Below are 24,434 nucleotides of genomic sequence, written 5' to 3'. Positions count from 1 at the left end.
CGGGGGCACTCGACGACCGGTCGGGGTCGGAGTCGGGGTCGCGCGCAGGCGGCCCGCTCCGCCCGAAGGCGACGCGCCACCGCCACCGCCCGCACGGTGCAGGCGGTGGCGGTGGGGCCGGCACGGGACCGGGGTGCCGGCACCAGGACCGGGGCCGGTCGGGGTCAGATCGTCGAGGTGTCGATCACGAAGCGGTAGCGGACGTCGCTGGACTGGACGCGTTCGTACGCCTCGTTGACGCGGGACGCGTCGATCAGTTCGATCTCGGCGCCGATGCCGTGGGCGGCGCAGAAGTCGAGCATCTCCTGGGTCTCGGCGATACCGCCGATGTTGGAGCTGGTGAGGTTGCGGCGGTTGCCGAAGAGGGCGCCGTAGGGGATCTGCACCGGCTCCTCGGGCAGGCCGACGTTCACCATGGCGCCGTCCAGGCGCAGCAGGGACAGGAAGGCCGGGAAGTCGAGCGGCGCCGAGACCGTGTTGAGGATCAGGTCGAAACTGCCCTTGAGCCGCTCGAACGTCTCCGGGTCGCTGGTGGCGTGGTAGTGGTCGGCGCCCAGGCGCAGCCCGTCGTCCTGCTTGCGCAGGGACTGCGAGAGGACGGTCACCTCCGCGCCGAGCGCGTGGGCCAGCTTGACGCCGACATGGCCCAGGCCGCCGAAGCCCACCACGGCGACCTTCTTGCCGGGGCCGGTGTTCCAGTGCTTCAGCGGGGAGTACGTGGTGATGCCGGCGCACAGCAGCGGGGCGGCCACGTCCAGGGCCAGGCCGTCGGGGATGCGGACGACGTAGTTCTCGTCGACCACGATCTTCTGGGAGTAGCCGCCGTAGGTGGGCTTCCCGTCCTTGCCGACGGCGTTGTACGTCCAGGTGGGGCGGCTGGTGCAGTACTGCTCCAGGCCCGCGGCGCAGTTCTCGCAGGTGCGGCAGGAGTCGACCATGCAGCCGACGCCCACCCGGTCGCCGACGGCGTGGCGGGTGACGCCGGGGCCGACCTCGGAGACGACACCCGCGATCTCGTGGCCGGGGACCATCGGGAAGACGGCCTCGCCCCAGCCCTCGCGGGCCTGGTGGATGTCCGAGTGGCAGATGCCCGCGAACTTGATGTCGATCAGCACATCGAACTCGCCGACTGCCCGGCGTTCGATGGTGGTGCGCTCCAGCGGTGCCTTCGCTGCGGGCGCGGCGTATGCGGCGACGGTGGTCATGCGGAGGGTTCTCCTCGGTGGTTGCCTGCCGTGCCCGGCTGCCTTCTGTGCTGCCTCGCGGCTGCCTCGTGCTGCCATTGCCTTCGTGCCGGGCACGCCCTCCACAGTGCCCGCTCGGGCGCCGTTCACCCAGGCCACGCCTCTGCCTACGACCAGCGTGCCTACCACTGGCGGGGGCAGGATGCGGTGCGTAGGAGCGGTGATACTGGACGTATGGACGACAAGCCGGACAGCGCCACCCCCGGAGTCGGCCCGAGCGTCGGCGCGGACGCCGGGGCCGGTCTGGAGCGCCGGGCCGAGCTGAGCGAGTTCCTGCGGACCCGCCGCGCCCGGCTGCGGCCGGAGGACGTCGGGCTGCCGCACTACGGGCGCCACCGCCGGGTCCCCGGGCTGCGCCGCGAGGAGCTGGCCCAGCTCGCCGGGGTCTCGGTGGCGTACTACACGCGCCTGGAGCAGGGCAACGGCCGCAATGTCTCCGCCGAGGTGCTGGACTCCATCGCCCGCGCGCTGCGCCTGACCGACGCCGAGCACGCCCATCTGACCCATCTGGCCAAGCCCAAGCACAAGAAGCGGCAGAGCGCTCCGGCCCAGCAGGTGCGGCCCTCGCTGCGGCAGCTCCTGGACACGATGGACGGCGTCCCGGCGTACATCGTCGGACGGCGCTCGGAGCTGCTGGCCTGGAACCGCATGGCGGCGGCCGTCTTCGGCGACTGGTCCCAACTGCCCGCGCCGGAGCGGAACTGGGCCCGGCTGGTCTTCCTGCACCCGGAGACCCGCGACCTGTACGTCGACTGGGAGCAGAAGGCGATCGACGTCGTGCTCTCGCTGCACATGGAGGCCGGCTGCTATCCGGACGACCCGCGGCTGTCGGCGCTGGTCGGCGAGCTGTCCGTGAAGAGCGAGGACTTCCGCCGCCTGTGGGCCACGCACGACGTCAAGGAGAAGAGCCACGGCGTCAAGCTGCTGCGCCATCCGCTCGTCGGTGAACTGGCCCTGCGCTACGAGTCGTTCAAGGTCGCCGACGGCAGCGAGCTGACCATGACCGTCTACCACCCCGAGCCGGACTCCCCGTCGGTCGAGTCGCTGCGCCTGCTGGCCAGCTGGGGCGCGGACGCGACACGGACGGGGAGCGGCAGCCCGACGCCGTAGCGGCGCCGGGGGGCGTGTGCGGGTCAGGCCGTGACCGGGCCCGCGGTGTTCTCCTTGACGGTGATGCGGCCCTTGCGCAGGGTCGCCAGGCGCGGGGCCTTCTTCGCGATCGTGGAGTCGTGGGTGACCATGACGAACGTCAGCCCGTGCTCCTTCCACAGACCTTCGAGCACGCCCATGATCTCGTCGCGGGTCGACTCGTCCAGGTTGCCGGTGGGTTCGTCGGCGAGCAGCACCTTGGGTCGCTTGACCAGCGCGCGGGCGATGGCGACGCGCTGCTGCTGGCCGCCGGACATCTCGCCGGGCAGATGGCCGAGCCGTTCGCCGAGGCCGACCGACGTCAGCGCCTCGGCGGCGCGTTCGCGGCGTTCGCGGGCCTTGACGCCGAGCGGGACGAGGGCGGTCTCCACGTTCTCCTGCGCGGTCAGCGTGGGGATCAGGTTGAAGGACTGGAAGACGAAGCCGATGTTCTCGCTGCGCACCCGGGTGAGCCGGGCCTCGGAGAGTCCGGCCAGGTCGGTGCCGTCGAGCACGACCTCGCCCGAGGTCGGCCGGTCCAGCCCGCCGAGCATCTGGAGCAGGGTCGACTTGCCGCCGCCGGTGGGCCCCTGGATGACCAGCCGGTCACCGTCGCCGATGGTCAGGTCGACACCGTCGAGGGCGTGGACCGTCTGCTTGCCCCGGGTGTAGTGCTTGGTGACGCCGCTGAGTTCGTACATGTGGATGGCTCCTGGGCTCCTGGAGAGGACGGGTGGCGGGGGGGCGCGGACGCCGGTGGCGTACGGAGACCACGGGCGCCTCCGTACGCGGGCGCGGGACCCCTGCGTAGGCGGGCGCGGGTCTCCGTCGTACGCGGGCGCGGCCCTTCGTACGCGGGCGTGCGGGCGTTACTCGACGCGGCGCAGGGCGTCCGCCGGGCGCAGCCGTGAGGCGCGCCAGCCGCCGAACGCGCCCGCGATGAGCCCGCCGGCCACCGCGAGGCCGACCGCGACGGCGATGGTGGTGAGGCCGACCGGCGCGGTGAGCGCGACGTCGAGGGACTTCGCCGTCTGCCGGCCGGGACCGCCGAAGCCGCCCCCGCCCCCGCCGTAGCCACCGCGCCCGAAGCCGCCGGAGCCCGCGCCGGAGGAGCCGAGCTGCGCCTGGAGCGTCGGGCTGATCGCGGTCACGGCGTACGCGCCCGCCAGGCCGAGCGCGATGCCGAGGACACCGCCGACCAGGCCGTTGACGACGGCCTCGCCGACCACCTGCCGGGTCACCCGGCCGGACCGCCAGCCCAGCGCCTTGAGCGTGCCGAACTCGCGCACCCGGCGGGAGACCGCCGAGGAGGTCAGCAGCCCGGCGACCAGGAACGCGGCGATCAGCACCGCGACGGACAGCCATGTGCCGACGTTGGAGGCCAGGTCGGAGGCGGTGGACAGGGACCCGGAGACGGTCTTCGCGAGGTCGGCGGAGGTGGTGACCGTGGTCCCCGGGACGTTCTTCTGGATAGCGCTCTTGACGGAGTCGATCTGCTGGGAGCCGGCCGCCTTGACGTAGACGGTGGTGACCTTGTCCTTGTCGCCGCTGAGCGTCTGCGCCTGCTTCAGCGGCAGGTAGAGGTTGGCCGCCGCGTCGCCGCTGGTGGCGGTGGCGATGCCGATCACCTGGTATTTCACGTTCTTGACGGTGACCGTGGAGCCGACCGCGAGCTTCTTCTCCTTGGCGTAGGCCGCGTCGGCGACGGCGACCGCGGCGTCGGTCTCGGTGGTCTTGAAGGTACGGCCGTCGGTGATCTTCGAGGAGGTCAGCGGGCCGAGCGCGGGCTGGGTGACGTCGGTGCCGTAGACCGTGTACTGGTTGACGTCGAAGTCGGCGCCGCCGCCCTCGACCTCGCCCTGCGGGGTGGGCTGGGCGCCGCGCCGGCCGCCCTCGCCGCTCCCGCCGCTCCCGCCGCTCCCGCCGTCGCGCATCCGGAACTGGCCGCGGGTGAACTGGCCGTCGACCTTGACGACAGTGAGGCTGAGCCCGCCGACGGCGGCGGAGACGCCCTTCTGCCCGGCGACCTGGGTCACCGTGGCGGCGGGCAGGGTGGTGAAGCCCTGCGCCCGGACCATGTCGCTGCTCTGGCTGGTGCTGTCGCCGTCGCCCTTCGCGTCGAACTTGAAGCGCGGGCGCTGGGACTCGCCGGAGGCGGGCGTGGCCGCCTTGGTCACGGTCATGTCCGTGCCCAGCCCGTAGAGCGACTGGAGGACCTTGTCCTGGGCCTTGCTCATGCCGTCGGACACGGAGGTGACCACGATGACCAGGGCGATCCCCAGCGCGAGACCGGAGGCGACGACGAGGGCCGCCTTTCTGCGGCGGCGCAGCTCGCGCCTCAGGTAGGTGAAGAACATGCGCCGCAAGCTAGGGACGTCCCGTGATGAAGGGATAAGCCCGTCATAAAAGAAGGATGAGAAGCCCGGCGGACGGCCGCGGCACAGCGAACGGCGCCGCCCCTTCAAAGGAGCGGCGCCGGTGCGCGGTACGGGGCGGGTCAGGCGGCGGAGCCGGCCTTCCACTTGGACCAGGTCATGTTCCAGCCGTTGAGGCCGTTGTCCGGGGAGACGGTCCTGTCGCCGGTGTGCTGGACCACGACGACGTCACCGACCAGGGAGTGGTTGTAGAACCACGCGGCGGGCGTCTTGGTGTCCTTGGCGCCCTTCGTGTCCTGGAGGCCGACGCAGCCGTGGCTGGTGTTGGCGCTGCCGAAGACGGACGGCGCGTTCCAGTAGGCGCCGTGGATGAAGGTGCCGGAGGTGGTCAGGCGCATGGCGTGCGGGACGTCCTTGATGTCGTACTCGCCCTTGCCGTCGGAGTCCGTGAAGCCGACCGACGCGCCGTTCATCCGGGTCTGGGTGAACTTCTCCGAGATCACCATCGCGCCCTCGTAGGTGGTGTGCTCGGGCGAACCGGCTGAGATCGGGATGGTCTTGACGGTCTTTCCGTTCCGCGTGACCTTCATCTGCTTGGTCTTCGCGTCGACGTAGGAGACCTGGTTGCGGCCGATGTGGAAGGTGACCGTCTTCTGCTGGACGCCGTAGACGCCCTGCGCGCCCTGGACGCCGTCGAGGTCGAGCTTGAGCGTGACGGTGGAGCCTTCCTTCCAGTACTGCTCGGGGCGGAAGTCGAGGCGGTTGGCGCCGAACCAGTGGCCGACGACCTGCTGGCCGCTGGAGGAGCTGACGGTGATGTGCTTCTGCACGGCCGCCTTGTCGGTGATCGACTTGTCGAAGTTGATCGAGACCGGCATGCCCACGCCGACGGTGCTGCCGTTGTCCGGCGTGAAGGTGCCGATGAAGCTGTGCGCCGGGGCGACCGTGGTGAACGAGGCGTTCTCGTGGGCGGCGCGGCCCTTGGCGTCCGTGGCGGTGGCGGCGACCTTGTAGGTGGTGGAGCGGGCCAGCGGGGCGCTGGGCTTCCAGCTCGCCCTGTCGGCGGATATCTCGCCCTTGACGGCCTTGCCGTCGGCGGTCGTCATGGTGACGTCCGTCAGCGTGCCCTTGGCCACGGTGACCGCGGCCGAGTTGTTGATGGAGGCGTCGGCGGAACCGTCCGCCGGAGTGATCTTGATCTGGGCCTCCGACGTCTGCTGGGCCGCGGCCTTGTCGGCCTTGGCCTGCGAGGGGTCGCCGTCGCCTCCGCCGGCCGCGTTGCTGCTGCCGGAACAGGCCGTGAGCACCAGTACACCGCCGAGCAGTGCGGACGAGCCCATCAGGGCCCTACGCCGCCTACTGTTCGTCATCACACGCTTCTCCATCGTTGCCGTAATCCCCAGGACCCCCGATTCCCCCCGTCGCGAATCATCAACGCTACGACCGTTTCGTCCCGTTCCCCAGGGCGCCCGAGTGTGGGCCTCGCCACGTCGGCACGGCACCGGGCGCCGCCCGCCCCGCCAAGTCCCTGCCCCGGCGGGACGGCGTCATGCCGGACGGCCGCCCCCGCCGGTACGGGCCGTTCCGGTATCTCGCGTCACACCGGCCGCTCCCGCACACCCGGAGCGGATGAAACGGCACAAAGAGTGACAGTCCGCGACGCCCGTCACGACCGGCCGGATCTCAAACCTCCCGTGACTTTCCCGTGACCCGTGACGTTCACTACGATCGCCCCACACGGCCAATTCGCCAGTGCCACAAGGGGATCGATATTCCGTGTCAACCGCTCGCCGTACGCTGCTGACCGCCACCGCCGCGGGCACCCTGCTGGGCGCCCTGTGGTTCGTCCCCTCCGCGAGCGCGAGCGGGGACGCGCCGACGAGAACGGTGGCCGACGCGGTACCGACCGCGCAGGCCACCCGGCAGGGCCGGGCCGCGGGTACGCCGGCGGACGGCACCGGGATGCGGACCACGGCGGTGCGCACCTCGGCGGCGGACCCGAGGGCCGTCAGCACGGCCGGGGACGCCGCGGCCTCCGCCGGATCCCTCCCGGCCGACGGCACGGAGCTCGCCGACACCGGAAGCATCGACACCACCCCCTACGTCATCGGCGGATCCCTCTTCCTCGCCGCGGGCGCCGGCTTCGTGGTGTATTCGGTACGCCGGGAACGCCTCGGCTTCTGACGGCCCCTGGCGGGGCGGCTCCGGCGCCCCCACCGTCCTGAGCGGGTCGGCCGCGCCGGTCCTGCCCCACGGGTGGGACGGACGGCGCGGATGACTTCCCCGGCGGGGCGGGCGTGACGCCACCTCTTCCCGGCGGACCGGGCGGCCTACGGGTCTCTCCCGGCCGGCGGGCGACGCAAGTCCTCTTCCCGGCAGACCGCGCCACGCGGACCACTTTCCCGCAGTCCGGGCCAGGCGGACCGGCAGCCCCTTTCCCGGCAGGCAGGACGGCAGAGACCCTCACGCCACGACGGGGCCGGGCGAGCGCGGACTTCTTCCCGCCGATCACACGCCGAGGCCCCGACCGGCGGGCCGGGCGACCCGTGGACGCCCCCCGGGGGCGACCGGGCGGGCTCGGACGCCCCCAGCCGGGCTGCCGCAGACGCCTCCCCGGCCAGGCAGGCGCGCACGGACACCTGCCCCACGCCGGGCGGGCACGCCCCCTGCCGGTGGCCCGGCGGCCCGGCCGCCCGTCCCGCCGTCCCGTCCGGCGCAGGCTGGGCTCAGTTCAGCGGGCCGGTGACCGTCTCCGCCGCCGCGACCAGCGCGCCCTGGGCCACGAAGGCGTCGGCGGCGGCCAGGTCGGGCGCCAGGAAGCGGTCCGGGCCGGGGCCGCCCACCCCGGCGGCGCGCGCGGCCTCGATGACCGCCCGGCTGGCCGGGGCCGGCTCCAGGCCCGCCCGCAGCTCGACGGCGCGCGCGGCGGCGTACAGCTCGATCGCGATGATGCGGGTCAGGTTGCCCACCGCCGTGCGCAGCTTGCGCGCCGCCGACCAGCCCATGGAGACGTGGTCCTCCTGCATGGCGGAGGACGGGATGGAGTCGGCGGAGGCGGGCACGGCCAGCCGCTTCATCTCGCTGACCAGCGCGGCCTGGGTGTACTGGGCGATCATGAGCCCGGAGTCGACGCCGGGGTCGTCGGCGAGGAACGGCGGCAGGCCGTGGCTGCGGTTCTTGTCCAGCAGCCGGTCCGTGCGGCGCTCGGCGATGGAGCCGAGGTCGGCGGCGGCGATGGCGAGGAAGTCCAGTACATAGGCGACCGGGGCGCCGTGGAAGTTGCCGTTGGACTCCACCCGGCCGTCAGGCAGGACGACGGGGTTGTCGACGGCCGCGGCGAGTTCGCGTTCGGCGACGAGCCGGGCGTGCGCCAGGGTGTCCCGGCCGGCGCCGGCGACCTGCGGGGCGCAGCGCACGGAGTAGGCGTCCTGGACGCGCGGCGCGTCGTCCTGGTGGTGCCCGGTGAGCTGGGAGCCCTTGAGCACGGCGAGCATGTTGGCGGCGGAGGCGCCCTGGCCCGGGTGCGGGCGGATGGCGTGCAGCTCGGGGGCGAGCACCTTGTCGGTGCCGAGCAGCGCCTCCAGCGAGAGGGCGGCGGTGATGTCGGCGGACTTGTAGAGGGTGTCGAGGTCGGCGAGGGCCATGACCAGCATGCCGAGCATGCCGTCGGTGCCGTTGAGGAGGGCGAGGCCCTCCTTCTCGCGCAGTTCGACGGGCGCGATGCCGTGCTCGGCGAGCAGCTCGGCGGCGGGCCGCACAGTACCGTCCGGGCCCTCCGCGTCGCCCTCGCCCATCAGCGTGAGCGCGCAGTGCGAGAGCGGGGCCAGGTCGCCGGAGCAGCCGAGGGAGCCGTACTCGTGCACGACCGGGGTGATGCCCGCGTTGAGGACGTCGGCCATGGTCTGCGCGACCTCGGGGCGCACCCCGGTGCGGCCCGAGCAGACGGTCTTCAGCCGCAGGAACATCAGGGCGCGTACGACCTCGCGCTCGACCCGCGGGCCCATGCCCGCGGCGTGCGAGCGGACGATGTTGCGCTGGAGCCGGGCACGCAGCTCGGGGCTGATGTGCCGGGTCGCCAGGGCGCCGAAACCGGTGCTGACGCCGTAGACGGGCTCGGGCTTGGCGGCCAGCGCGTCCACGACCTCGCGGGCCGCCGCGAGGGCCGCCACCGCCTGCTCGGAGAGTTCGACCCGCGCGCCGGCGCGCGCCACGGCGAGGACGTCGGACGCGGTGACACCGGACGTCCCCACCACCACAGTGTGCATATCCATATTCAGGAGCGTACGCAGTGAATGCGACGGTGTCACTAGTGGGTGCCGGGAGTGCCCCTTACCCAGCGGATGGCCCGGCCGCTCACCCGGCTCACCCGGCTCACCCGGGGACAGGGCCTCACGGGCGGCGGCCCCGGAAGCTGCGCCGTTCGACCGGTGCCTCGGGCGCGGGCGAGGGCTCGTCGGCCAGCCGGACCACCGGGTCCCCGGGGCCCTCCCGCCCGGCGACCACCGGATGGTCCGTGCGCAGCGCCTTCGCCCGGTACTGCGCGGCGTCCGCGAGCCGGAACAGCCGGCGGGCCGAGCGCACCGGCCCGACCGCGTCCTCGGTCGACGCCACCCCGCAGGCGACGCCCTCCCCCAGCTCCAGTCCGGCCGCGCGGCGGCACAGCTCGTCGGCCGCCTTGACCACCTCGTCGACGGAGGGGCCGACCGCCAGCAGGCAGAACTCGTCCCCGCCCAGCCGGGCCGCGAGCGCCCCCGGCACCATCGCCCCGCACAGCGACAGCACCGAGCCGAACCGTTCCAGCAGCCGGTCGCCGACGGCGTGGCCGAGGGTGTCGTTGACCCGCTTGAGGCCGTTGAGGTCGCAGACGGCCAGGCTCACCACGACCCCGTCCTCCCGGTGCCGCTCGATCGCCTCCTCCAGCCGTACGTCCACCGCGCGGCGGTTGGCGAGCCCGGTGAGCGCGTCCGTGAAGGCCAGCCTGCGGGCCTCCTCCAGCCGCTCCGTCTGCGCGAGGCCCGCCGCGACCACCGCGGCCAGGACCGTGGCGAAGTCGGCGTCGGGCCGCCCGAAGAAGGGGGCACCGGCCGAGCGGGCGACGTACAGCTCGCCCCAGGCCCGCCCGTGCAGCACGATCGGCGCGACCACGCAGCTGCCGCGCCCGCGCCTCCGCAGCGCGGCGACCCGCTGGTGGCAGTAGCCGGGCTGCCCCTCGGCCGGCCCCTCGGCGGTCTCCACCCAGGCGTCCGGCTCCCCGCCGGACGCCCACCGCTCGTGCAGGAACTCGGCGATCTCCGGGAACTGGTGCACCGGGTACGCCTCGCCCTCCGGGAACTCCTCCTCCCCGGGAGAGCGCTCCCCCACGTTCACCAGCACCCGCAGCCGCCCGCGCTCGCGCTCCCACACCGAGAGCGCGGCGAAGCTCCCCTCCAGCGCCCCGCACGCCCCGAGCGCCGCCGCCCGCCACGACTCGCGCGGACTGTGCGCCGCGGCCATCCCCTGCGCCAACGCCACGACGGCGGCCAGCCGCCTGTTCTCGCCCATCACCCCAGGCTAGGGATGTTTCGCGCCGACCGGGACATCGGTGGGGGCGCCCGGGGGACCCGCCGGGGACCGGCCGCGCGTCAGGCCGGGCCGCCGGACGCCCTCACTCGCCCGGCCAGCGCGGGGCGCGCTTCTCGTTGAAGGCCGCGACGCCCTCGGCACGGTCCGCCGAGAAGGCCGCCGTGCGCCAGGCCGCGTCCTCGACCTCCAGGCCCGCGCGCAGGTCGAGCCCCTGGCCGAGCCGCAGCGCGCGCTTGGCGGCGCGCAGGCCGACCGGGGAGTTGGCCGCCATCCGGGCGGCCAGCTCCAGCGCCTCGGTACGGTCCCGGCCCTCGTCCGCCAGCACGTCCACCAGCCCCAGACCGTGCGCCTCGGCCGCCTCCAGCCGCCGGGCGGTGAAGATCAGCTCCGCGGCCCGCGCCGCGCCGACCCGCCGGGGCAGCAGCTGCGTACCGCCGCCGCCGGGGATCACCCCCACGGACACCTCGGGCAGCCCGACCACGGCCGTGCGGTCGGCCACGATCACATCACAGGAGAGCGCCAGCTCGAACCCGCCGCCGAGCGCGAAGCCGTGCACCGCGGCGACGGTCGGCATCGGCAGCTCCAGTACGCCGGTGTACGCCCCGCGCGCGACCGGCCGCTGCCGCCGGAGGTCGGCGTCGCTGAAGGAGTTGCGCTCCTTCAGATCGGCGCCGACGCAGAACGCCCGTTCGTGCGTGGAGGTCACGACGACCACGTGCGCCTGAGGGTCGGCGGCGAGCGCCGCGCACGCCCCGGCGATCGACCGGGCCATGTCCGTGGACACGGCGTTCATGGCCTGGGGCCGGTCCAGGACGAGCTCCGCCACCTGGTCGTGCCGCCGCACCAGCACGAACTCCCCGAACCGCTCCTCGCTCATGACACCCTCCGGTTAACGCGGGTTAACAGCATCCGGTCCCGATCATCTCAGCCGCCCCGCGCGCGACGGAAGGGGCGGCCCGGCCACCCGTTCGGGTGACAGCCCACCCAACCCCCGCGAAACCGCCTGCGCCAGCGCATAACGTGCGTCGCGCCAGGCGCGACGGGGGCGCGGGGCGTTCGGGGAGGGTGCGGCGATGACGACGGACACGGCCGGTACGGGTCGGCAGGGTGCCCGGGACGACGTGGGCGCCATAGGCGCCACGGTCGGCGGCCCCGGGGCGCCGTTCCGCCTCCCGCGCGTCCGGGGCAGGCACCGCAGGCCCCGGCCCCGCCGGGTGCTGCTCACCGCCGGGGGCCTCGCCCTCGCCGCCGGTGTGCTGAGCCTCGTACGCCTGACACCGCAGAGCGCGCAGACCTCGCCGCAGGCGGGCGGTCCCGGGGCGGCGGAGGCGGCGCCGCGCGCGGAGACCGGACCGGGCGGCGGACCGGGGGGCGGGTCGACCGGCGCCGCCACCGCGGCGTCCCCGGGGGCCGCCGCCCCGGGCCGGACGGGGCCGTCGGTGTTGCCCACCGCGCCGCTCCCCATGGGCGGGATCGGTACCGTGGCCGCCCCGGGAGCGGAAGCGGCGCCATCCGCTTCCCCTGCCGGTACGACCGGGGCCGGGGCCGCCGCCCCGGCTCCCCCACCCGGAACCACGCACGCGTCCGGGGGCGCTCCGGGCCGCCCGGCCGCCTCCGCCGGTACGCCTCAGGCGCCCGCGCGGCCGACCGCCCACCCGACCGCCCCCGCGCAGCAGACCCGCCCACCGTCCCCCAGGACCACACCGACATCCGCGCCCCCGGCCCCGCCCTCCGGCGGCGGTGGTGGCGGGCGCCTGTGCCTGCCGCTCATCAAGCTCTGCGTCGGGCTCCGCTGAAACACACACCTGCTGAGACGCGCACCCAGCTGAGACGCACACCCAGCCGAAACGCACGACCAACCGAACGCACCCGCACGCGCCCGTCCGGCACGCCCAGCCGCAGCCCCGTCACCGCCACCGTCACTGCGGCGCGTCGGCCCGCCGGGTGAGCAGCCACGGTTCCACCACGCCGAGGCCGCGCACCGGGCGCTGCCAGGTCGGCTGGAGGGCGAAGCGGTACACCGGGGGCTCCGCGCCCTCCTTCTCCGCCGCCGCAGCGGCCTCGGCCGCCGCCGCCTCGGACGCCGGGGAGTCGCCCGTGCGGATCAGCTCCTCGGCGAAGGCGCTGTCGACGAGCACGGCGTCGCGCGGGGCTATGGAGGTCAGCCGGGAGGCGAGGTTGACGGTCGTGCCGAAGACATCGCCCATCCGGGTGGTCACCGTGCCGAAGGCCATCCCGACCCGCAGCTCCGGCATGGTCTCGTCGTTCTCCATGGTCTCGACCAGGCGCAGCGCGATGTCGGCGGCGGTGCCCGCGTCGTCGGCGGCGTACAGCACCTCGTCCCCGAGGGTCTTGATCAGCCGCCCGCCGCGCGCGGCCACCAGGTCGGCGGCGGTCGTCTCGAAGGCCTCGACCAGCTCGCCCAGCTCCTCCTCCTCCATCCGGCGGGTCAGCCGGGTGAAGCCGACGAGGTCGGCGAAGCCGACGGCCAGACGGCGGTCCACCATCTCCTCGTCGTCGGCGACCTGCACGACCCGCCCGGCGGAGGCGGCGAGCTGCCGCCGCCAGACGTAGACCAGGAACTCCTCCAGCTCGGGCAGGAGCAGCTCGACGATCGGATAGGTGACCTCGGTGCGGGTCATGCCCGGCTCGGGCGGCTCGGTCAGGCCCTCCAGGAAGGAGTCGATCTGCCACTCGGCCAGCCGGGCGGTGGTCTGCCCGGTGGAGCGGGCGACCTGCACGGCCATGGCCTCGCTGAGCAGCCCGGCCTCCACCAGACCGGCCAGCCGCCGCAGCGCCAGGACGTCGGCCTCGGTGAGCGCCTTGGCCTGGCCGATGTCGGCGAAGCCCATGGCCCGCCAGAAGCGGGAGGCCAGCTCCATGGAGACGCCCGCGCTGCGGGCCGCCTGGAAGGGGGTGTAGCGGCGCTCCGCGCCCAGGATGAGCTGTTCGAGACGGAGCGCGAGCGGGTCCTCGCCGGAATCGGCGGGGTCGGCGGCGTGGGGGTCCCCCCGGCCGTCCGCGTCCTGCGCGCCCGAGCCCGTGTCGTCGACGGTCACGCCTGCTGCCCTTCCGATCTGCCACGGTCAGGTACCGACCGGCCTCAACTCTACGGCAGATGTGCCCCAGCTCACTCCGCCAGCCCGCCCCGAAGGGTGACCTGAACTGGGCCGTCACCGTCCGCGCACCCGCGCGGACCCCGGCGCGCGCACCCGCCGCGCCCGGCCCGGGAAGCACCCCTGAGGGCGTCTCCGGGAGCACCCCGGCGCACGGGACGCATGCCCACTGCGCGAGGCGCACGCTCCGCGCACGGCCCCCTGGGGCTCTTCCGCCGCCCCTGCCCTACGCCGGGCGCGGGCGCACGGTCACGCGGGCCGCAGATGCACGATGTCCCCCGCCCCCACCGGCTGCTGCACCCCGTCCCGGGTGGCGAGGACGAGACGGCCGTCGCCGTCGACCGCGACCGCCTCGCCGACGAGGGAGCGGTCCCCGGGGAGTTCGGCGCGCACGGTGCGGCCCAGAGTGGCGCAGCCGGCGGCGTAGGTCTCCTGGAGGCCCGCGGCCGCCGGGTCGCCGTCGGCGGCGCGCCACCGGCCGTACCACTCCTCCAGGGAGCGCAGCACGGCGCGCAGCAGCGGATCGCGGTCGGTGCTCACGGCCCCGGCCAGGGCCAGGGAGCCGGCCTGCGGCACGGGCAGTTCGTCCTGGCGCAGGGTGACGTTGATGCCGACGCCGATGACGACACCGCCGTCGCCGGCGCCCTCCGCCAGGATGCCGCCGGCCTTGCGCTCCTCGCCGTCCACGGTGACCAGCAGGTCGTTGGGCCACTTCAGGGCGGTGTCGACCCCGGCGGCCCTGGCGAGGCCGGTGGCGACGGCCACGCCGGTGAGCAGCGGCAGCCAGCCCCAGCGGGCCACCGGCACGCCGTCGCCGGGCCGCAGCAGCACCGAGAAGAAGAGCCCGGAGCGGGCGGGCGCCGTCCAGCGGCGGTCCAGCCGGCCCCGCGCCGCGGTCTGCTCCTCGGCGACCAGGACGGTGCCCTCGGCCGCCTCGCCCGCCGCGGCGCGGGCCACCAGATCGGCGTTGGTGGAGCCGGTGCGCTGCACGACCTCCACGCGGGTCCACAGGCCGCCGTCGCGCACCAGACCGCGCCGCAGCGCGGCCGCGTTGAGGGGCGGGCGGTCCAGGTCGGACCAGCGGCCGGACCGCCCGGAGTCGCCCGGCGTGCCGTGGCTGTCGTCTGCTGCATCTCGCGGCGTCATGCAACCCACCCTAGGTGTGGGAAACGCCGCACTGCCGGACGGAGGGGCCCCCATTACTCTACGGATGAGTAACCGTCCCCCCGTTTTTGAGCAGGCAGGGAGCCCCGATCCCGATGTCCGAGCCGGAAGAGCGCCAAGAGATCGACATCCACACGACCGCGGGCAAACTCGCGGATCTCCAGCGGCGTATCGAGGAAGCGACGCACGCCGGTTCGGAACGCGCGGTCGAGAAGCAGCACGCCAAGGGCAAGCTGACCGCCCGCGAGCGCATCGAACTCCTCCTGGACGAGGACTCGTTCGTCGAGCTGGACGAGTTCGCCCGGCACCGCTCCAGCAACTTCGGCCTGGACGCCAACCGCCCTTACGGGGACGGCGTGGTCACCGGCTACGGCACGGTCGACGGCCGTCCCGTCGCCGTGTTCTCGCAGGACTTCACGGTCTTCGGCGGCGCGCTGGGCGAGGTGTACGGCCAGAAGATCGTCAAGGTCATGGACTTCGCGCTCAAGACCGGCTGCCCGGTCATCGGCATCAACGACTCCGGGGGCGCCCGCATCCAGGAGGGCGTGGCCTCGCTGGGCGCGTACGGCGAGATCTTCCGCCGCAACACGCACGCCTCCGGTGTCATCCCGCAGATCAGCCTGGTCGTCGGCCCGTGCGCGGGCGGGGCGGTCTACTCGCCCGCGATCACCGACTTCACGGTCATGGTCGACCAGACCTCGCACATGTTCATCACCGGCCCGGACGTCATCAAGACCGTCACCGGCGAGGACGTCGGCTTCGAGGAGCTGGGCGGCGCCCGCACCCACAACACCGCCTCCGGTGTCGCCCACCACATGGCGGGCGACGAGAAGGACGCGGTCGAGTACGTCAAGCAGCTCCTGTCGTACCTGCCGTCCAACAACCTCTCCGAGCCGCCGGTCTTCCCCGAGCAGGCCGATCTCGCGCTGACCGACGAGGACCGGGAGCTGGACACCCTGGTCCCGGACAGCGCCAACCAGCCGTACGACATGCACACCGTGATCGAGCACGTGCTGGACGACGGGGAGTTCTTCGAGACGCAGCCGCTGTTCGCGCCCAACATCCTCACCGGCTACGGCCGGGTGGAGGGCCACCCGGTGGGCATCGTCGCCAACCAGCCGATGCAGTTCGCCGGCTGCCTGGACATCGACGCCAGCGAGAAGGCCGCCCGCTTCGTCCGCACCTGCGACGCGTTCAACATCCCGGTGCTGACCTTCGTCGACGTCCCCGGCTTCCTGCCCGGCGTCGGCCAGGAGCACGACGGCATCATCCGCCGCGGCGCCAAGCTGATCTTCGCCTACGCCGAGGCCACCGTCCCGCTGATCACCGTCATCACCCGCAAGGCGTTCGGCGGTGCCTACGACGTGATGGGCTCCAAGCACCTGGGCGCCGACCTCAACCTGGCCTGGCCCACCGCGCAGATCGCCGTCATGGGCGCCCAGGGCGCCGTCAACATCCTGCACCGGCGCACCATCGCGGCGGCCGACGACGCCGACGCCACCCGGGCCCGCCTGATCCAGGAGTACGAGGACACCCTGCTCAACCCCTACACCGCCGCCGAACGCGGCTACGTCGACGCGGTGATCAGGCCCTCCGACACCCGCGCCCACCTGGTGCGCGGCCTGCGCCAGCTGCGCACCAAGCGGGAGTCCCTGCCGCCCAAGAAGCACGGCAACATCCCCCTCTGAGCCCGCCGGGAGACCACATGACGATCAAGGTCCTACGAGGCAACCCGACCCCCGAGGAGCTGGCCGCCGCACTGGCGGTGGTCAGGGCGCGCGCCGCGGCGGCCACCGCCGAGCCGTCCGGCGCGCCCGGCCCCCGCGACTCCTGGTCCGACCCGTCCCGGATCGCCGCGCACCGCACCCCGCGGCCGGGCCCGGCCGCCTGGGCCCGCACGTACTGGCCCGGCTGAGCACCCCTGGGGGGCGCCCGGCGGGCCCGGCCGCCAACTTGAGTACGCGTACTCAGGCGCCGGACCCGCCCGCCGCCGGACCATCGAGGGATGCTGTGGTCCGACCCCGACAACGAGCCGCCCGAGGAACTGCGCGACATGCAGGCGATGTTGCGGCGGCTCGGTGTCCTCATGGCGCTGGCCATGGTGCTCGCGATGTTCGCGATCGGGCTGAGATGAGCGGGCTGAGCAGGCTGAGCGGACCGAGCTGAGCGGGCGGGGCTGAGCGGGTGGGCGGGGCTGAGCGGCCGGGCGGGGCTGAGCGGCCGGGCGGGGCTGAGCGGGCGGGCGGCCCGCGCCGATACGCTGACCGCATGACTGACCAGCCGCGCCGCCGACTCGTACTCGCCTCCCAGTCCCCCGCCCGGCTCGGTCTGCTGCGGCAGGCCGGACTGGACCCCGAGGTGATCGTGAGCGGGGTCGACGAGGACGCGGTCACCGCACCCACGCCCGCCGAACTGGCGCTCGCCCTGGCCCAGGCGAAGGCGTCCGTCGTGGCGGCCCGGCCGGAGGCCGCCGGTGCCCTGGTGATCGGCTGCGACTCGGTGCTCGACCTGGACGGCCGGGCGCTCGGCAAGCCCGCCGACGCCGAGGAGGCCGTCGCCCGCTGGAAGGCGATGCGCGGCCGGGCCGGCACCCTCCAGACCGGCCACTGCGTCTGGGACACGGCCACCGGCCGGCACGCCGCGGCCACCGCCTCCACCGTGGTCCGCTTCGGCGAGCCGACCGACGAGGAGGTCGCCGCCTACGTCGCCTCGGGCGAGCCGCTGCACGTCGCGGGCGCCTTCACGCTGGACGGCCGCTCGGCCCCGTTCATCGACGGCATCGACGGCGACCACGGCAACGTGATCGGCATCAGCCTGCCCCTGGTGCGCCGGCTGCTGGCCGAACTGGGCGTGGGCATCACCGAGTTGTGGTCGGAGCGGGACTGAGATCCGCGGATCCGGCTCAGGGCGCCTCGGGGGACACCGGGGCGTCCGCCGGAGCGGGGTCCGCCGCCCGCCCCTCCTGGTCGTACGTCATCAGGAGCAGCACGATCAGCGCCAGTACGACGATCATGAACACGAAGGCCGCGGGACCCACCGGACCCCACACGAAGGCGGCCAGCAGCCCGTGCACCACGGCCGCGCTGATCAGCAGGCCGCGCCCGAGCCCGGCCGGACCGCGGTCGCGCACGGCGACGAGCAGGGCGGCCAGCGCGCACAGGACGAAGTACAGGCCGAAGACCAGCCCGGCCGCCTTCGAGGACGTCGACATCACGTCCGGGTCCAGGCCGGCCAGGGACATCCGCTGCCGGTGCACGACCTCGCCCAGGATCCAGTTCAGCGCGACGAGTCCGAGCGCCTCGACGAGGAGCACGACCGCCACGACCCATGCCACCGGTCTGCGCACCACCGGATCCACCCACTTCCGACCGCCGCTCCACCCGGAGCCCTGTTACCGCCAGTACCGTCCAGACATCGCGAACGCTACTAACGGGTAAACCAAGGGACAAGAGTTCCGCCGAGGGCAAAGATTCATTGGGCCATTCGTAGGGACTCCACAAAGAAACGAAGTGGGCCGCAGCACGCTCTCACAGAGACCTTGACCACACCGTGGGGCTAGGGTTTTCCGGAGGAGTCCTGCGTACCGAGGTACGACAAGGGCTTTCGCGGGTCGAGCGAGCCTCGAATCACGCTCCGTGTGGGCAAGCTCACCATTGGGGACGGGTCGAAGTGCCGTGTCGGCAGTCCCTAAACTCGGCTTGTTTCAAGGAGGGAGCCTCAATCGTGCGCAAGGTGCTCATCGCCAACCGTGGCGAAATCGCTGTCCGTGTGGCCCGCGCTTGCCGGGACGCCGGAATCGCGAGCGTGGCCGTCTACGCGGACCCCGACCGGGACGCTCTGCATGTCCGCGCCGCTGACGAGGCGTTCGCCCTGGGCGGTGACACCCCGGCCACCAGCTATCTGGACATCGGCAAAGTCCTGAAGGCGGCCGAGGAGTCGGGTGCGGACGCCGTCCACCCCGGCTACGGCTTCCTCTCGGAGAACGCCGAGTTCGCCCAGGCCGTCCTGGACGCCGACCTGATCTGGATCGGCCCGCCGCCGCAGGCCATCCGCGACCTCGGCGACAAGGTCGCCGCCCGGCACATCGCCCAGCGCGCCGGAGCGCCCCTGGTGGCCGGCACGCCCGACCCCGTCTCCGGCGCCGAGGAGGTCGTGGCCTTCGCGAAGGAGCACGGCCTGCCCATCGCGATCAAGGCCGCCTTCGGCGGCGGCGGACGCGGCCTCAAGGTCGCCCGCACCCTCGACGAGGTCCCCGAGCTGTACGACTCGGCGGTCCGCGAGGCCGTGGCCGCCTTCGGCCGCGGCGAGTGCTTCGTCGAGCGCTACCTCGACCGGCCCCGCCACGTCGAGACCCAGTGCCTGGCCGACAAGCACGGCAACGTCGTGGTGGTCTCCACCCGCGACTGCTCCCTGCAGCGCCGCCACCAGAAGCTCGTCGAGGAGGCCCCCGCGCCGTTCCTCTCCGACGCCCAGGTCGCCGAGCTGTACCGCGCCTCCAAGGCCATCCTCAAGGAGGCCCGCTACGAGGGCGCGGGCACCTGCGAGTTCCTCGTCGGGCAGGACGGCACGATCTCGTTCCTGGAGGTCAACACCCGCCTCCAGGTCGAGCACCCGGTCACCGAGGAGGTCGCGGGCGTCGACCTGGTCCGCGAGATGTTCCGCATCGCCGACGGCGAGGAACTCGGCTACGGCGACCCGGAGCTGCGCGGCCACTCCTTCGAGTTCCGCATCAACGGCGAGGACCCGGGCCGGGGCTTCCTCCCGGCACCCGGCACCGTCACCCGCTTCGACGCCCCCACCGGCCCCGGTGTCCGCCTGGACGCGGGCGTGGAGGCCGGCAGCGTGATCGGCCCGGCCTGGGACTCCCTGCTGGCCAAGCTGATCGTCACCGGCCGCACCCGCGCCGAGGCCCTCCAGCGCGCCTCCCGCGCCCTGGAGGAGTTCCAGGTCGAGGGCATGGCCACCGCCATCCCCTTCCACCGCAAGGTGGTCACGGACCCGGCCTTCGCCCCCGAACTGACCGGCTCCACCGACCCGTTCACGGTCCACACCCGCTGGATCGAGACCGAGTTCACCAACGACATCAAGCCCTTCACCGCCCCCGCCGACGGCGAGGCGGACGAGGAGACCGGCCGCGAGACCGTGGTCGTCGAGGTCGGCGGCAAGCGCCTGGAGGTCTCCCTGCCCTCCTCGCTGGGCATGTCCCTGGCCCGCACCGGCCTGGCCGCCGGCGCCAAGCCCAAGCGCCGCGCCGCCCGCAAGTCCGGCCCGGTCGCCTCCGGCGACACCCTCGCCTCGCCCATGCAGGGCACGATCGTCAAGATCGCGGTCGAGGAGGGCCAGGAGGTCAAGGAGGGCGACCTCATCGTCGTCCTGGAGGCCATGAAGATGGAACAGCCCCTCAACGCCCACAAGGACGGCACCGTCAAGGGCCTGTCCGCCGAGGTCGGCGCGTCCATCACCTCGGGCGCCGCGATCTGCGAGATCAAGGACTGACCCCGCAGCACCCGTAGCACGGGAGGCGCCCGGCGGACCGCGACAGCGGCCGCCGGGCGCCTCCCGTCGTCACGAACGAACACCCCGCCGGCCCGCACCACGCCCGAGCAGCGCGACGGAGGACCGGCGGCCGCCCCGTACGGACCGGACAGGACCGCCGCACTCCCCGCGGACCGGCTCAGCGCCGCCGCGGACCGGCTCAGCGCCGCCGCGGACCGGCTCAGCGCCGCCGCAGATCGGCCACCCGGGCCGCCCGCTCGGCGCCCGCCGAGGGGTCCTGCCCCAGCCCCGCCGAGCGCAGCGCGGCGGCGGCCTGGCCCGTGACCTGACCGCGGCGCGGAGCGGGCAGCGGAACGTCCCTGCGGCGCTCGCCGCGGCCCGGCACCTGCTCACCGCCCACCGGGTGACCGCTCGGACCGGCCACCGCGATCTGCACGCCCTGGTCGGCGAGCGCCTGGAGCTCGGTGCCCGCGCGGTCGTCGTGGGCCGGGGGCTCGTCCGTCACCAGCCGGGTGATGAACTCGGTCGGCACGGTCTGGAACATGGTGTCCGCGCCCAGCTTGGTGTGGTCGGCGAGGACGACGACCTCGGCGGCGGCCTGGACGAGGGCGCGGTCGACGGAGGCCGACAGCATGTTGGAGGTGGACAGCCCCCGCTCGGCGGTCAGACCGCTGCCCGAGAGGAACGCGCGGGAGACCCGCAGCCCTTGGAGCGACTGCTCGGCCCCCGACCCCACCAGGGCGTAGTTGGAGCCGCGCAGGGTCCCGCCGGTCATCACGACCTCGACCCGGTTGGCATGGGCCAGCGCCTGGGCGACGAGAAGCGAGTTGGTGACCACGGTCAGCCCCGGGATCCGGGCGAGCCGGCGGGCCAGCTCCTGGGTGGTCGTACCGGCCCCGACGACGATGGCCTCGCCCTCTTCGACGAGGCCCGCGGCGAGGTCGGCGATGGCCGTCTTCTCCGCGGTCGCGAGGTGCGACTTCTGCGGGAAGCCCGACTCCCGGGTGAAGCCGCCCGGCAGTACGGCACCGCCGTGCCGGCGGTCGAGGAGTCCTTCCGCCTCCAGCGCCCGCACGTCCCGCCGTACGGTCACTTCGGAGGTCTGGACGACGCGGGCGAGTTCACGGAGCGACACGGCACCGTTCGCTCGCACCATTTCGAGGATCAATTGGCGACGTTCAGCAGCGAACACGAAACTGACAGTAACCCCAGCGACCGTCTGCTTTCAGCAGTTTGCGCCGGATAACAGAAATTGTTCGCATGGCAGGTCACGGAGTGGTATAAGCACTAGTCCGGCCTATGCCACGCGCAAGAGCCGCGCCCGCCCCGCCCTCCGGGCTACGCCCCTCCGGTCTCCTTGCGGCCGTGCAACTGCCGGGCCACCTCGGCGATCGAGCCCGACAGCGAGGGGTACACGGTGAAGGCCTTCGCGATCTGCTCGACCGTCAGGTTGTTGTCGACGGCGATCGAGATGGGGTGGATCAGCTCGGAGGCGCGCGGCGCCACGACCACACCGCCGACCACGATCCCGGTGCCCGGCCGGCAGAAGATCTTGACGAAGCCGTCCCGGATGCCCTGCATCTTGGCGCGCGGGTTGCGCAGCAGCGGCAGCTTCACACAGCGGGCGTCGATCTTCCCGGCGTCCACGTCGGCCTGGGTGTAGCCGACGGTGGCGATCTCGGGGTCGGTGAAGACGTTGGAGGAGACCGTCTTCAGGTTCAGCGGGGCCACCGCGTCGCCGAGGAAGTGGTACATGGCGATACGTCCCTGCATCGCGGCCACGGAGGCCAGCGCGAAGACGCCGGTCACGTCACCGGCCGCGTAGACGCCCGGAGCCGTCGTGCGCGAGACCTTGTCGGTCCAGATGTGCCCGGAGTCGCGCAGCCGGACACCGGCCTCCTCCAGACCGAGCCCGGCGCTGTTGGGGACGGCGCCGACGGCCATCAGGCAGTGCGAGCCGGTGATGACGCGCCCATCGGCCAGCGTCACCTCCACCCGGTCCCCGACCCGCTTGGCCGCGGCGGCGCGCGAGCGCGCCATGACGTTCATGCCGCGGCGCCGGAAGACGTCCTCCAGGACGGCCGCGGCGTCCGGGTCCTCGCCCGGCAGCACCCGGTCGCGGGAGGACACCAGGGTGACCCGGGAACCCAGCGCCTGGTAGGCACCGGCGAACTCGGCGCCCGTCACACCGGAGCCGACCACGATGAGTTCCTCGGGCAGCTCGGTGAGGTCGTAGACCTGGGTCCAGTTCAGGATGCGCTCGCCGTCGGGCTGGGCGTCCGCCAGCTCGCGCGGATGACCGCCGGTGGCGATCAGCACGGCGTCCGCGGTGAGCGTCTCCTCGGTCCCGTCGGCGGCGGTGACGACGACCTTGCGCGAGCCGTCCAGGGCCTGCATGCCCTCCAGGCGCCCGCGCCCGCGCAGCACCCGGGCACCGGCCCGCGTCACGGAGGCGGTGATGTCGTGCGACTGGGCGAGCGCCAGCCGCTTCACCCGGCGGTTCACCTTGCCCAGGTCGACGCCGACCACCCGGGCGGCCTGCTCCAGCGGCGGGGTGTCGTCGGCGACGATGATCCCCAGCTCCTCGTACGAGGAGTCGAAGGTCGTCATCACCTCGGCCGTGGCGATGAGGGTCTTGGACGGCACGCAGTCGGTCAGCACCGACGCCCCGCCCAGTCCGTCGCAGTCGACGACGGTCACCTCCGCGCCGAGCTGAGCGCCCACCAGGGCCGCTTCGTATCCGCCGGGTCCGCCACCGATGATCACGATCCGAGTCACGTACTCCATTGTCCCGCACTCCTCAAGATGCTCACCCCCGGGGGCACCGCCCGGGGCAGGAGACGCCTTCTGTGCCGGATGAGCCGCCCGCGTCCCTGCCGTACCCTTCGACCCATGTCGCTCTACGCCGCGTACGCCGGCAATCTCGACGCGCGGCTGATGTCCCGCCGCGCCCCGCACTCGCCGCTGCGCGCGACGGGCTGGCTGAACGGCTGGCGGCTGACCTTCGGCGGCGAGCACATGGGCTGGGAGGGCGCCCTGGCGACCCTGGTCGAGGACCCGCTCTCCCAGGTCTTCGTCGCGCTCTACGACCTCGCGCCGATGGACGAGGAGTCGCTGGACCGCTGGGAGGGCGTCGGCCTGGACATCTACCGCAGGATGCGGGTGCGGGTGCACACCCTGGACGGCGAGGAGCCGTCCTGGGTCTACGTCCTGAACGCCTACGAGGGCGGCCTGCCCTCCGCCCGCTACCTGGGCGAACTGGCGGACGCGGCCGAGTCCGCGGGCGCCCCGCACGACTACGTGATGGAACTGCGCAAGCGCCCCTGCTGAAACCCCTGCCGAAAGACGGCCCCGCCGCTCGTCGGAAACGACAAGACAACGATCCCGTTCCCGTCGACTCCGTCATCTACGCGCGTAGGCGAATTACGGCTACCCTCGTCCGCGTGAACGCATCTCTTCTTCCGGACGACACCCAGGGCGACCCCTACGCCGCCGCCGACGCCGCCGCCGCGCGCCTGCGGGAACTCACCGGCGCCGAGACCCACGACGTCGCCCTCGTGATGGGCTCCGGCTGGGCTCCGGCCGTCGACGCCCTGGGCGCCCCCGACGCCGAGTTCCAGGTCACCGAGCTGCCCGGATTCCCGCCCCCGGCGGTGGAGGGCCACGGCGGCAGGATCCGCTCGTACAGCACGGGGAGCAGGCGCGCCCTGGTCTTCCTGGGCCGCACCCACTACTACGAGGGCCACGGCGTGGCCTCCGTGGCCCACGGCGTGCGCACCGCCGTGGCGGCCGGGGTCAAGACGATCATCCTGACCAACGGCTGCGGCGGCCTGCGCGAAGGGATGCGCCCCGGTCAGCCGGTCCTGATCAGCGACCACATCAACCTGACCGCCACCTCCCCGATCGCCGGCGCGAACTTCGTCGACCTGACCGACCTCTACTCCCCGCGCCTGCGCGCCCTGTGCAAGGAGGTCGACCCCAGCCTGGAGGAGGGCGTCTACGCCCAGTTCCCCGGCCCGCACTACGAGACGCCGGCCGAGATCCGCATGGCCCGCGTGATCGGCGCGGACCTGGTCGGCATGTCCACCGTCCTGGAGGCCATCGCCGCCCGCGAGGCCGGCGCCGAGGTGCTCGGCATCTCCCTGGTGACCAACCTCGCCGCGGGCATGACCGGCGAACCCCTCAACCACGAGGAGGTCCTCCAGGCCGGCCGCGACAGCGCCACCCGCATGGGCTCCCTCCTGGCCCAGGTCCTGGAGCGCCTCTAGCCTCCGGCGGGACCGCCGCACAGGCGGTCCCGCACGCCGCGCCCCCGTACGACCCGCACCCGCGCACGGCAGCACCCGTAG

General features: G+C 73.5%; 21 protein-coding genes. 9 read left to right on the top strand and 12 right to left on the bottom strand.

Annotated elements, in window-relative coordinates; translation table 11 throughout:
• Positions 1 to 164: 164 nt before the first annotated feature.
• Entirely contained in the window at positions 165 to 1,205 is a 1,041-nt protein-coding gene (locus A8713_RS19840; protein ID WP_064534923.1) for an NAD(P)-dependent alcohol dehydrogenase, read from the bottom strand.
• A 213-nt stretch (positions 1,206 to 1,418) separates the two neighbouring features.
• Between A8713_RS19840 and A8713_RS19835 the strand changes: the two genes are divergently transcribed.
• Positions 1,419 to 2,354, top strand: a complete 936-nt coding sequence (locus tag A8713_RS19835) for a helix-turn-helix domain-containing protein (RefSeq protein ID WP_064534922.1) — start codon at positions 1,419 to 1,421, stop codon at positions 2,352 to 2,354.
• A 23-nt stretch (positions 2,355 to 2,377) separates the two neighbouring features.
• Here the strand turns inward: A8713_RS19835 and A8713_RS19830 are convergent, their stop codons facing one another.
• The 3 genes from A8713_RS19830 to A8713_RS19820 form a co-directional block, all read right to left on the bottom strand.
• Positions 2,378 to 3,073, bottom strand: a complete 696-nt coding sequence (locus A8713_RS19830) for an ABC transporter ATP-binding protein (RefSeq protein WP_064534921.1) — start codon at positions 3,071 to 3,073, stop codon at positions 2,378 to 2,380.
• Between the two features lie 168 nt (positions 3,074 to 3,241).
• Positions 3,242 to 4,729 carry an ABC transporter permease gene (locus tag A8713_RS19825; protein WP_064534920.1) on the bottom strand — a complete coding sequence of 496 codons (1,488 nt, stop codon included), beginning with the start codon at positions 4,727 to 4,729 and terminating at the stop codon, positions 3,242 to 3,244.
• 140 nt (positions 4,730 to 4,869) lie between these two features.
• Positions 4,870 to 6,132 carry a L,D-transpeptidase gene (locus tag A8713_RS19820; RefSeq protein WP_173860875.1) on the bottom strand — a complete coding sequence of 421 codons (1,263 nt, stop codon included), beginning with the start codon at positions 6,130 to 6,132 and terminating at the stop codon, positions 4,870 to 4,872.
• A 412-nt stretch (positions 6,133 to 6,544) separates the two neighbouring features.
• Between A8713_RS19820 and A8713_RS19815 the strand changes: the two genes are divergently transcribed.
• Positions 6,545 to 6,931, top strand: coding sequence for an LPXTG cell wall anchor domain-containing protein (locus A8713_RS19815; RefSeq protein ID WP_079159277.1), 387 nt, complete (start codon positions 6,545 to 6,547; stop codon positions 6,929 to 6,931).
• Positions 6,932 to 7,473: 542 nt separating this feature from the next.
• Here A8713_RS19815 and hutH read toward each other — a convergent pair.
• The 5 genes from hutH to A8713_RS19790 all read right to left on the bottom strand — a co-directional run bounded on the left by hutH (position 7,474) and on the right by A8713_RS19790 (position 14,571).
• Positions 7,474 to 9,012, bottom strand: coding sequence for a histidine ammonia-lyase (hutH, locus tag A8713_RS19810; RefSeq protein ID WP_064534918.1), 1,539 nt, complete (start codon positions 9,010 to 9,012; stop codon positions 7,474 to 7,476).
• A gap of 124 nt (positions 9,013 to 9,136) precedes the next feature.
• Positions 9,137 to 10,288, bottom strand: coding sequence for a GGDEF domain-containing protein (locus A8713_RS19805; RefSeq protein ID WP_064534917.1), 1,152 nt, complete (start codon positions 10,286 to 10,288; stop codon positions 9,137 to 9,139).
• Positions 10,289 to 10,391: 103 nt separating this feature from the next.
• Complete coding sequence (locus A8713_RS19800; protein ID WP_064534916.1) at positions 10,392 to 11,186, bottom strand: enoyl-CoA hydratase/isomerase family protein; 795 nt, start codon at positions 11,184 to 11,186, stop codon at positions 10,392 to 10,394.
• Positions 11,187 to 12,228: 1,042 nt separating this feature from the next.
• Positions 12,229 to 13,368: an adenylate/guanylate cyclase domain-containing protein gene (locus A8713_RS19795; RefSeq protein WP_018565073.1), complete on the bottom strand. Its 1,140-nt coding sequence runs from the start codon at positions 13,366 to 13,368 to the stop codon at positions 12,229 to 12,231.
• Between the two features lie 306 nt (positions 13,369 to 13,674).
• Positions 13,675 to 14,571, bottom strand: a complete 897-nt coding sequence (locus tag A8713_RS19790) for a biotin--[acetyl-CoA-carboxylase] ligase (protein ID WP_064534915.1) — start codon at positions 14,569 to 14,571, stop codon at positions 13,675 to 13,677.
• Positions 14,572 to 14,684: 113 nt separating this feature from the next.
• Here A8713_RS19790 and A8713_RS19785 point away from each other — a divergent pair, with 113 nt between their 5' ends.
• The 4 genes from A8713_RS19785 to A8713_RS19775 all read left to right on the top strand — a co-directional run bounded on the left by A8713_RS19785 (position 14,685) and on the right by A8713_RS19775 (position 17,475).
• On the top strand, positions 14,685 to 16,277 hold the full coding sequence (locus A8713_RS19785) for an acyl-CoA carboxylase subunit beta (RefSeq protein ID WP_064534914.1): 1,593 nt from the start codon (positions 14,685 to 14,687) through the stop codon (positions 16,275 to 16,277).
• A 17-nt stretch (positions 16,278 to 16,294) separates the two neighbouring features.
• Positions 16,295 to 16,504 carry an acyl-CoA carboxylase epsilon subunit gene (locus A8713_RS19780; protein ID WP_018565070.1) on the top strand — a complete coding sequence of 70 codons (210 nt, stop codon included), beginning with the start codon at positions 16,295 to 16,297 and terminating at the stop codon, positions 16,502 to 16,504.
• 90 nt (positions 16,505 to 16,594) lie between these two features.
• Positions 16,595 to 16,723: a morphogenic membrane protein MmpB gene (gene mmpB, locus A8713_RS34650; RefSeq protein ID WP_257784415.1), complete on the top strand. Its 129-nt coding sequence runs from the start codon at positions 16,595 to 16,597 to the stop codon at positions 16,721 to 16,723.
• Positions 16,724 to 16,857: 134 nt separating this feature from the next.
• A complete protein-coding gene (locus tag A8713_RS19775; protein ID WP_064534913.1) occupies positions 16,858 to 17,475 on the top strand; it encodes a Maf family protein in 618 nt (205 codons plus the stop codon).
• 16 nt (positions 17,476 to 17,491) lie between these two features.
• Here A8713_RS19775 and A8713_RS19770 read toward each other — a convergent pair whose 3' ends face one another.
• Positions 17,492 to 17,947: a hypothetical protein gene (locus A8713_RS19770; protein WP_064534912.1), complete on the bottom strand. Its 456-nt coding sequence runs from the start codon at positions 17,945 to 17,947 to the stop codon at positions 17,492 to 17,494.
• A gap of 365 nt (positions 17,948 to 18,312) precedes the next feature.
• Here A8713_RS19770 and A8713_RS19765 point away from each other — a divergent pair, with 365 nt between their 5' ends.
• Positions 18,313 to 20,085, top strand: coding sequence for an acetyl/propionyl/methylcrotonyl-CoA carboxylase subunit alpha (locus A8713_RS19765; RefSeq protein ID WP_064534911.1), 1,773 nt, complete (start codon positions 18,313 to 18,315; stop codon positions 20,083 to 20,085).
• A 220-nt stretch (positions 20,086 to 20,305) separates the two neighbouring features.
• Here the strand turns inward: A8713_RS19765 and A8713_RS19760 are convergent, their stop codons facing one another.
• On the bottom strand, positions 20,306 to 21,277 hold the full coding sequence (locus tag A8713_RS19760; RefSeq protein ID WP_078509672.1) for a DeoR/GlpR family DNA-binding transcription regulator: 972 nt from the start codon (positions 21,275 to 21,277) through the stop codon (positions 20,306 to 20,308).
• Between the two features lie 146 nt (positions 21,278 to 21,423).
• Complete coding sequence (locus A8713_RS19755; protein ID WP_064534910.1) at positions 21,424 to 22,872, bottom strand: NAD(P)H-quinone dehydrogenase; 1,449 nt, start codon at positions 22,870 to 22,872, stop codon at positions 21,424 to 21,426.
• Between the two features lie 105 nt (positions 22,873 to 22,977).
• Between A8713_RS19755 and A8713_RS19750 the strand changes: the two genes are divergently transcribed.
• Together A8713_RS19750 and A8713_RS19745 are read left to right on the top strand one after the other, a co-directional pair.
• Entirely contained in the window at positions 22,978 to 23,415 is a 438-nt protein-coding gene (locus A8713_RS19750; protein WP_064534909.1) for a gamma-glutamylcyclotransferase, read from the top strand.
• A gap of 113 nt (positions 23,416 to 23,528) precedes the next feature.
• Positions 23,529 to 24,353 (top strand): purine-nucleoside phosphorylase, encoded by an 825-nt coding sequence (locus A8713_RS19745; protein WP_064534908.1) that lies wholly within the window; start codon positions 23,529 to 23,531, stop codon positions 24,351 to 24,353.
• Positions 24,354 to 24,434 lie beyond the last annotated feature (81 nt).

The sequence above is a fragment of the Streptomyces sp. SAT1 genome, assembly GCF_001654495.1.
Classification (GTDB): domain Bacteria; phylum Actinomycetota; class Actinomycetes; order Streptomycetales; family Streptomycetaceae; genus Streptomyces; species Streptomyces andamanensis.
This window is presented reverse-complemented; position numbering and strand designations above follow the sequence as displayed.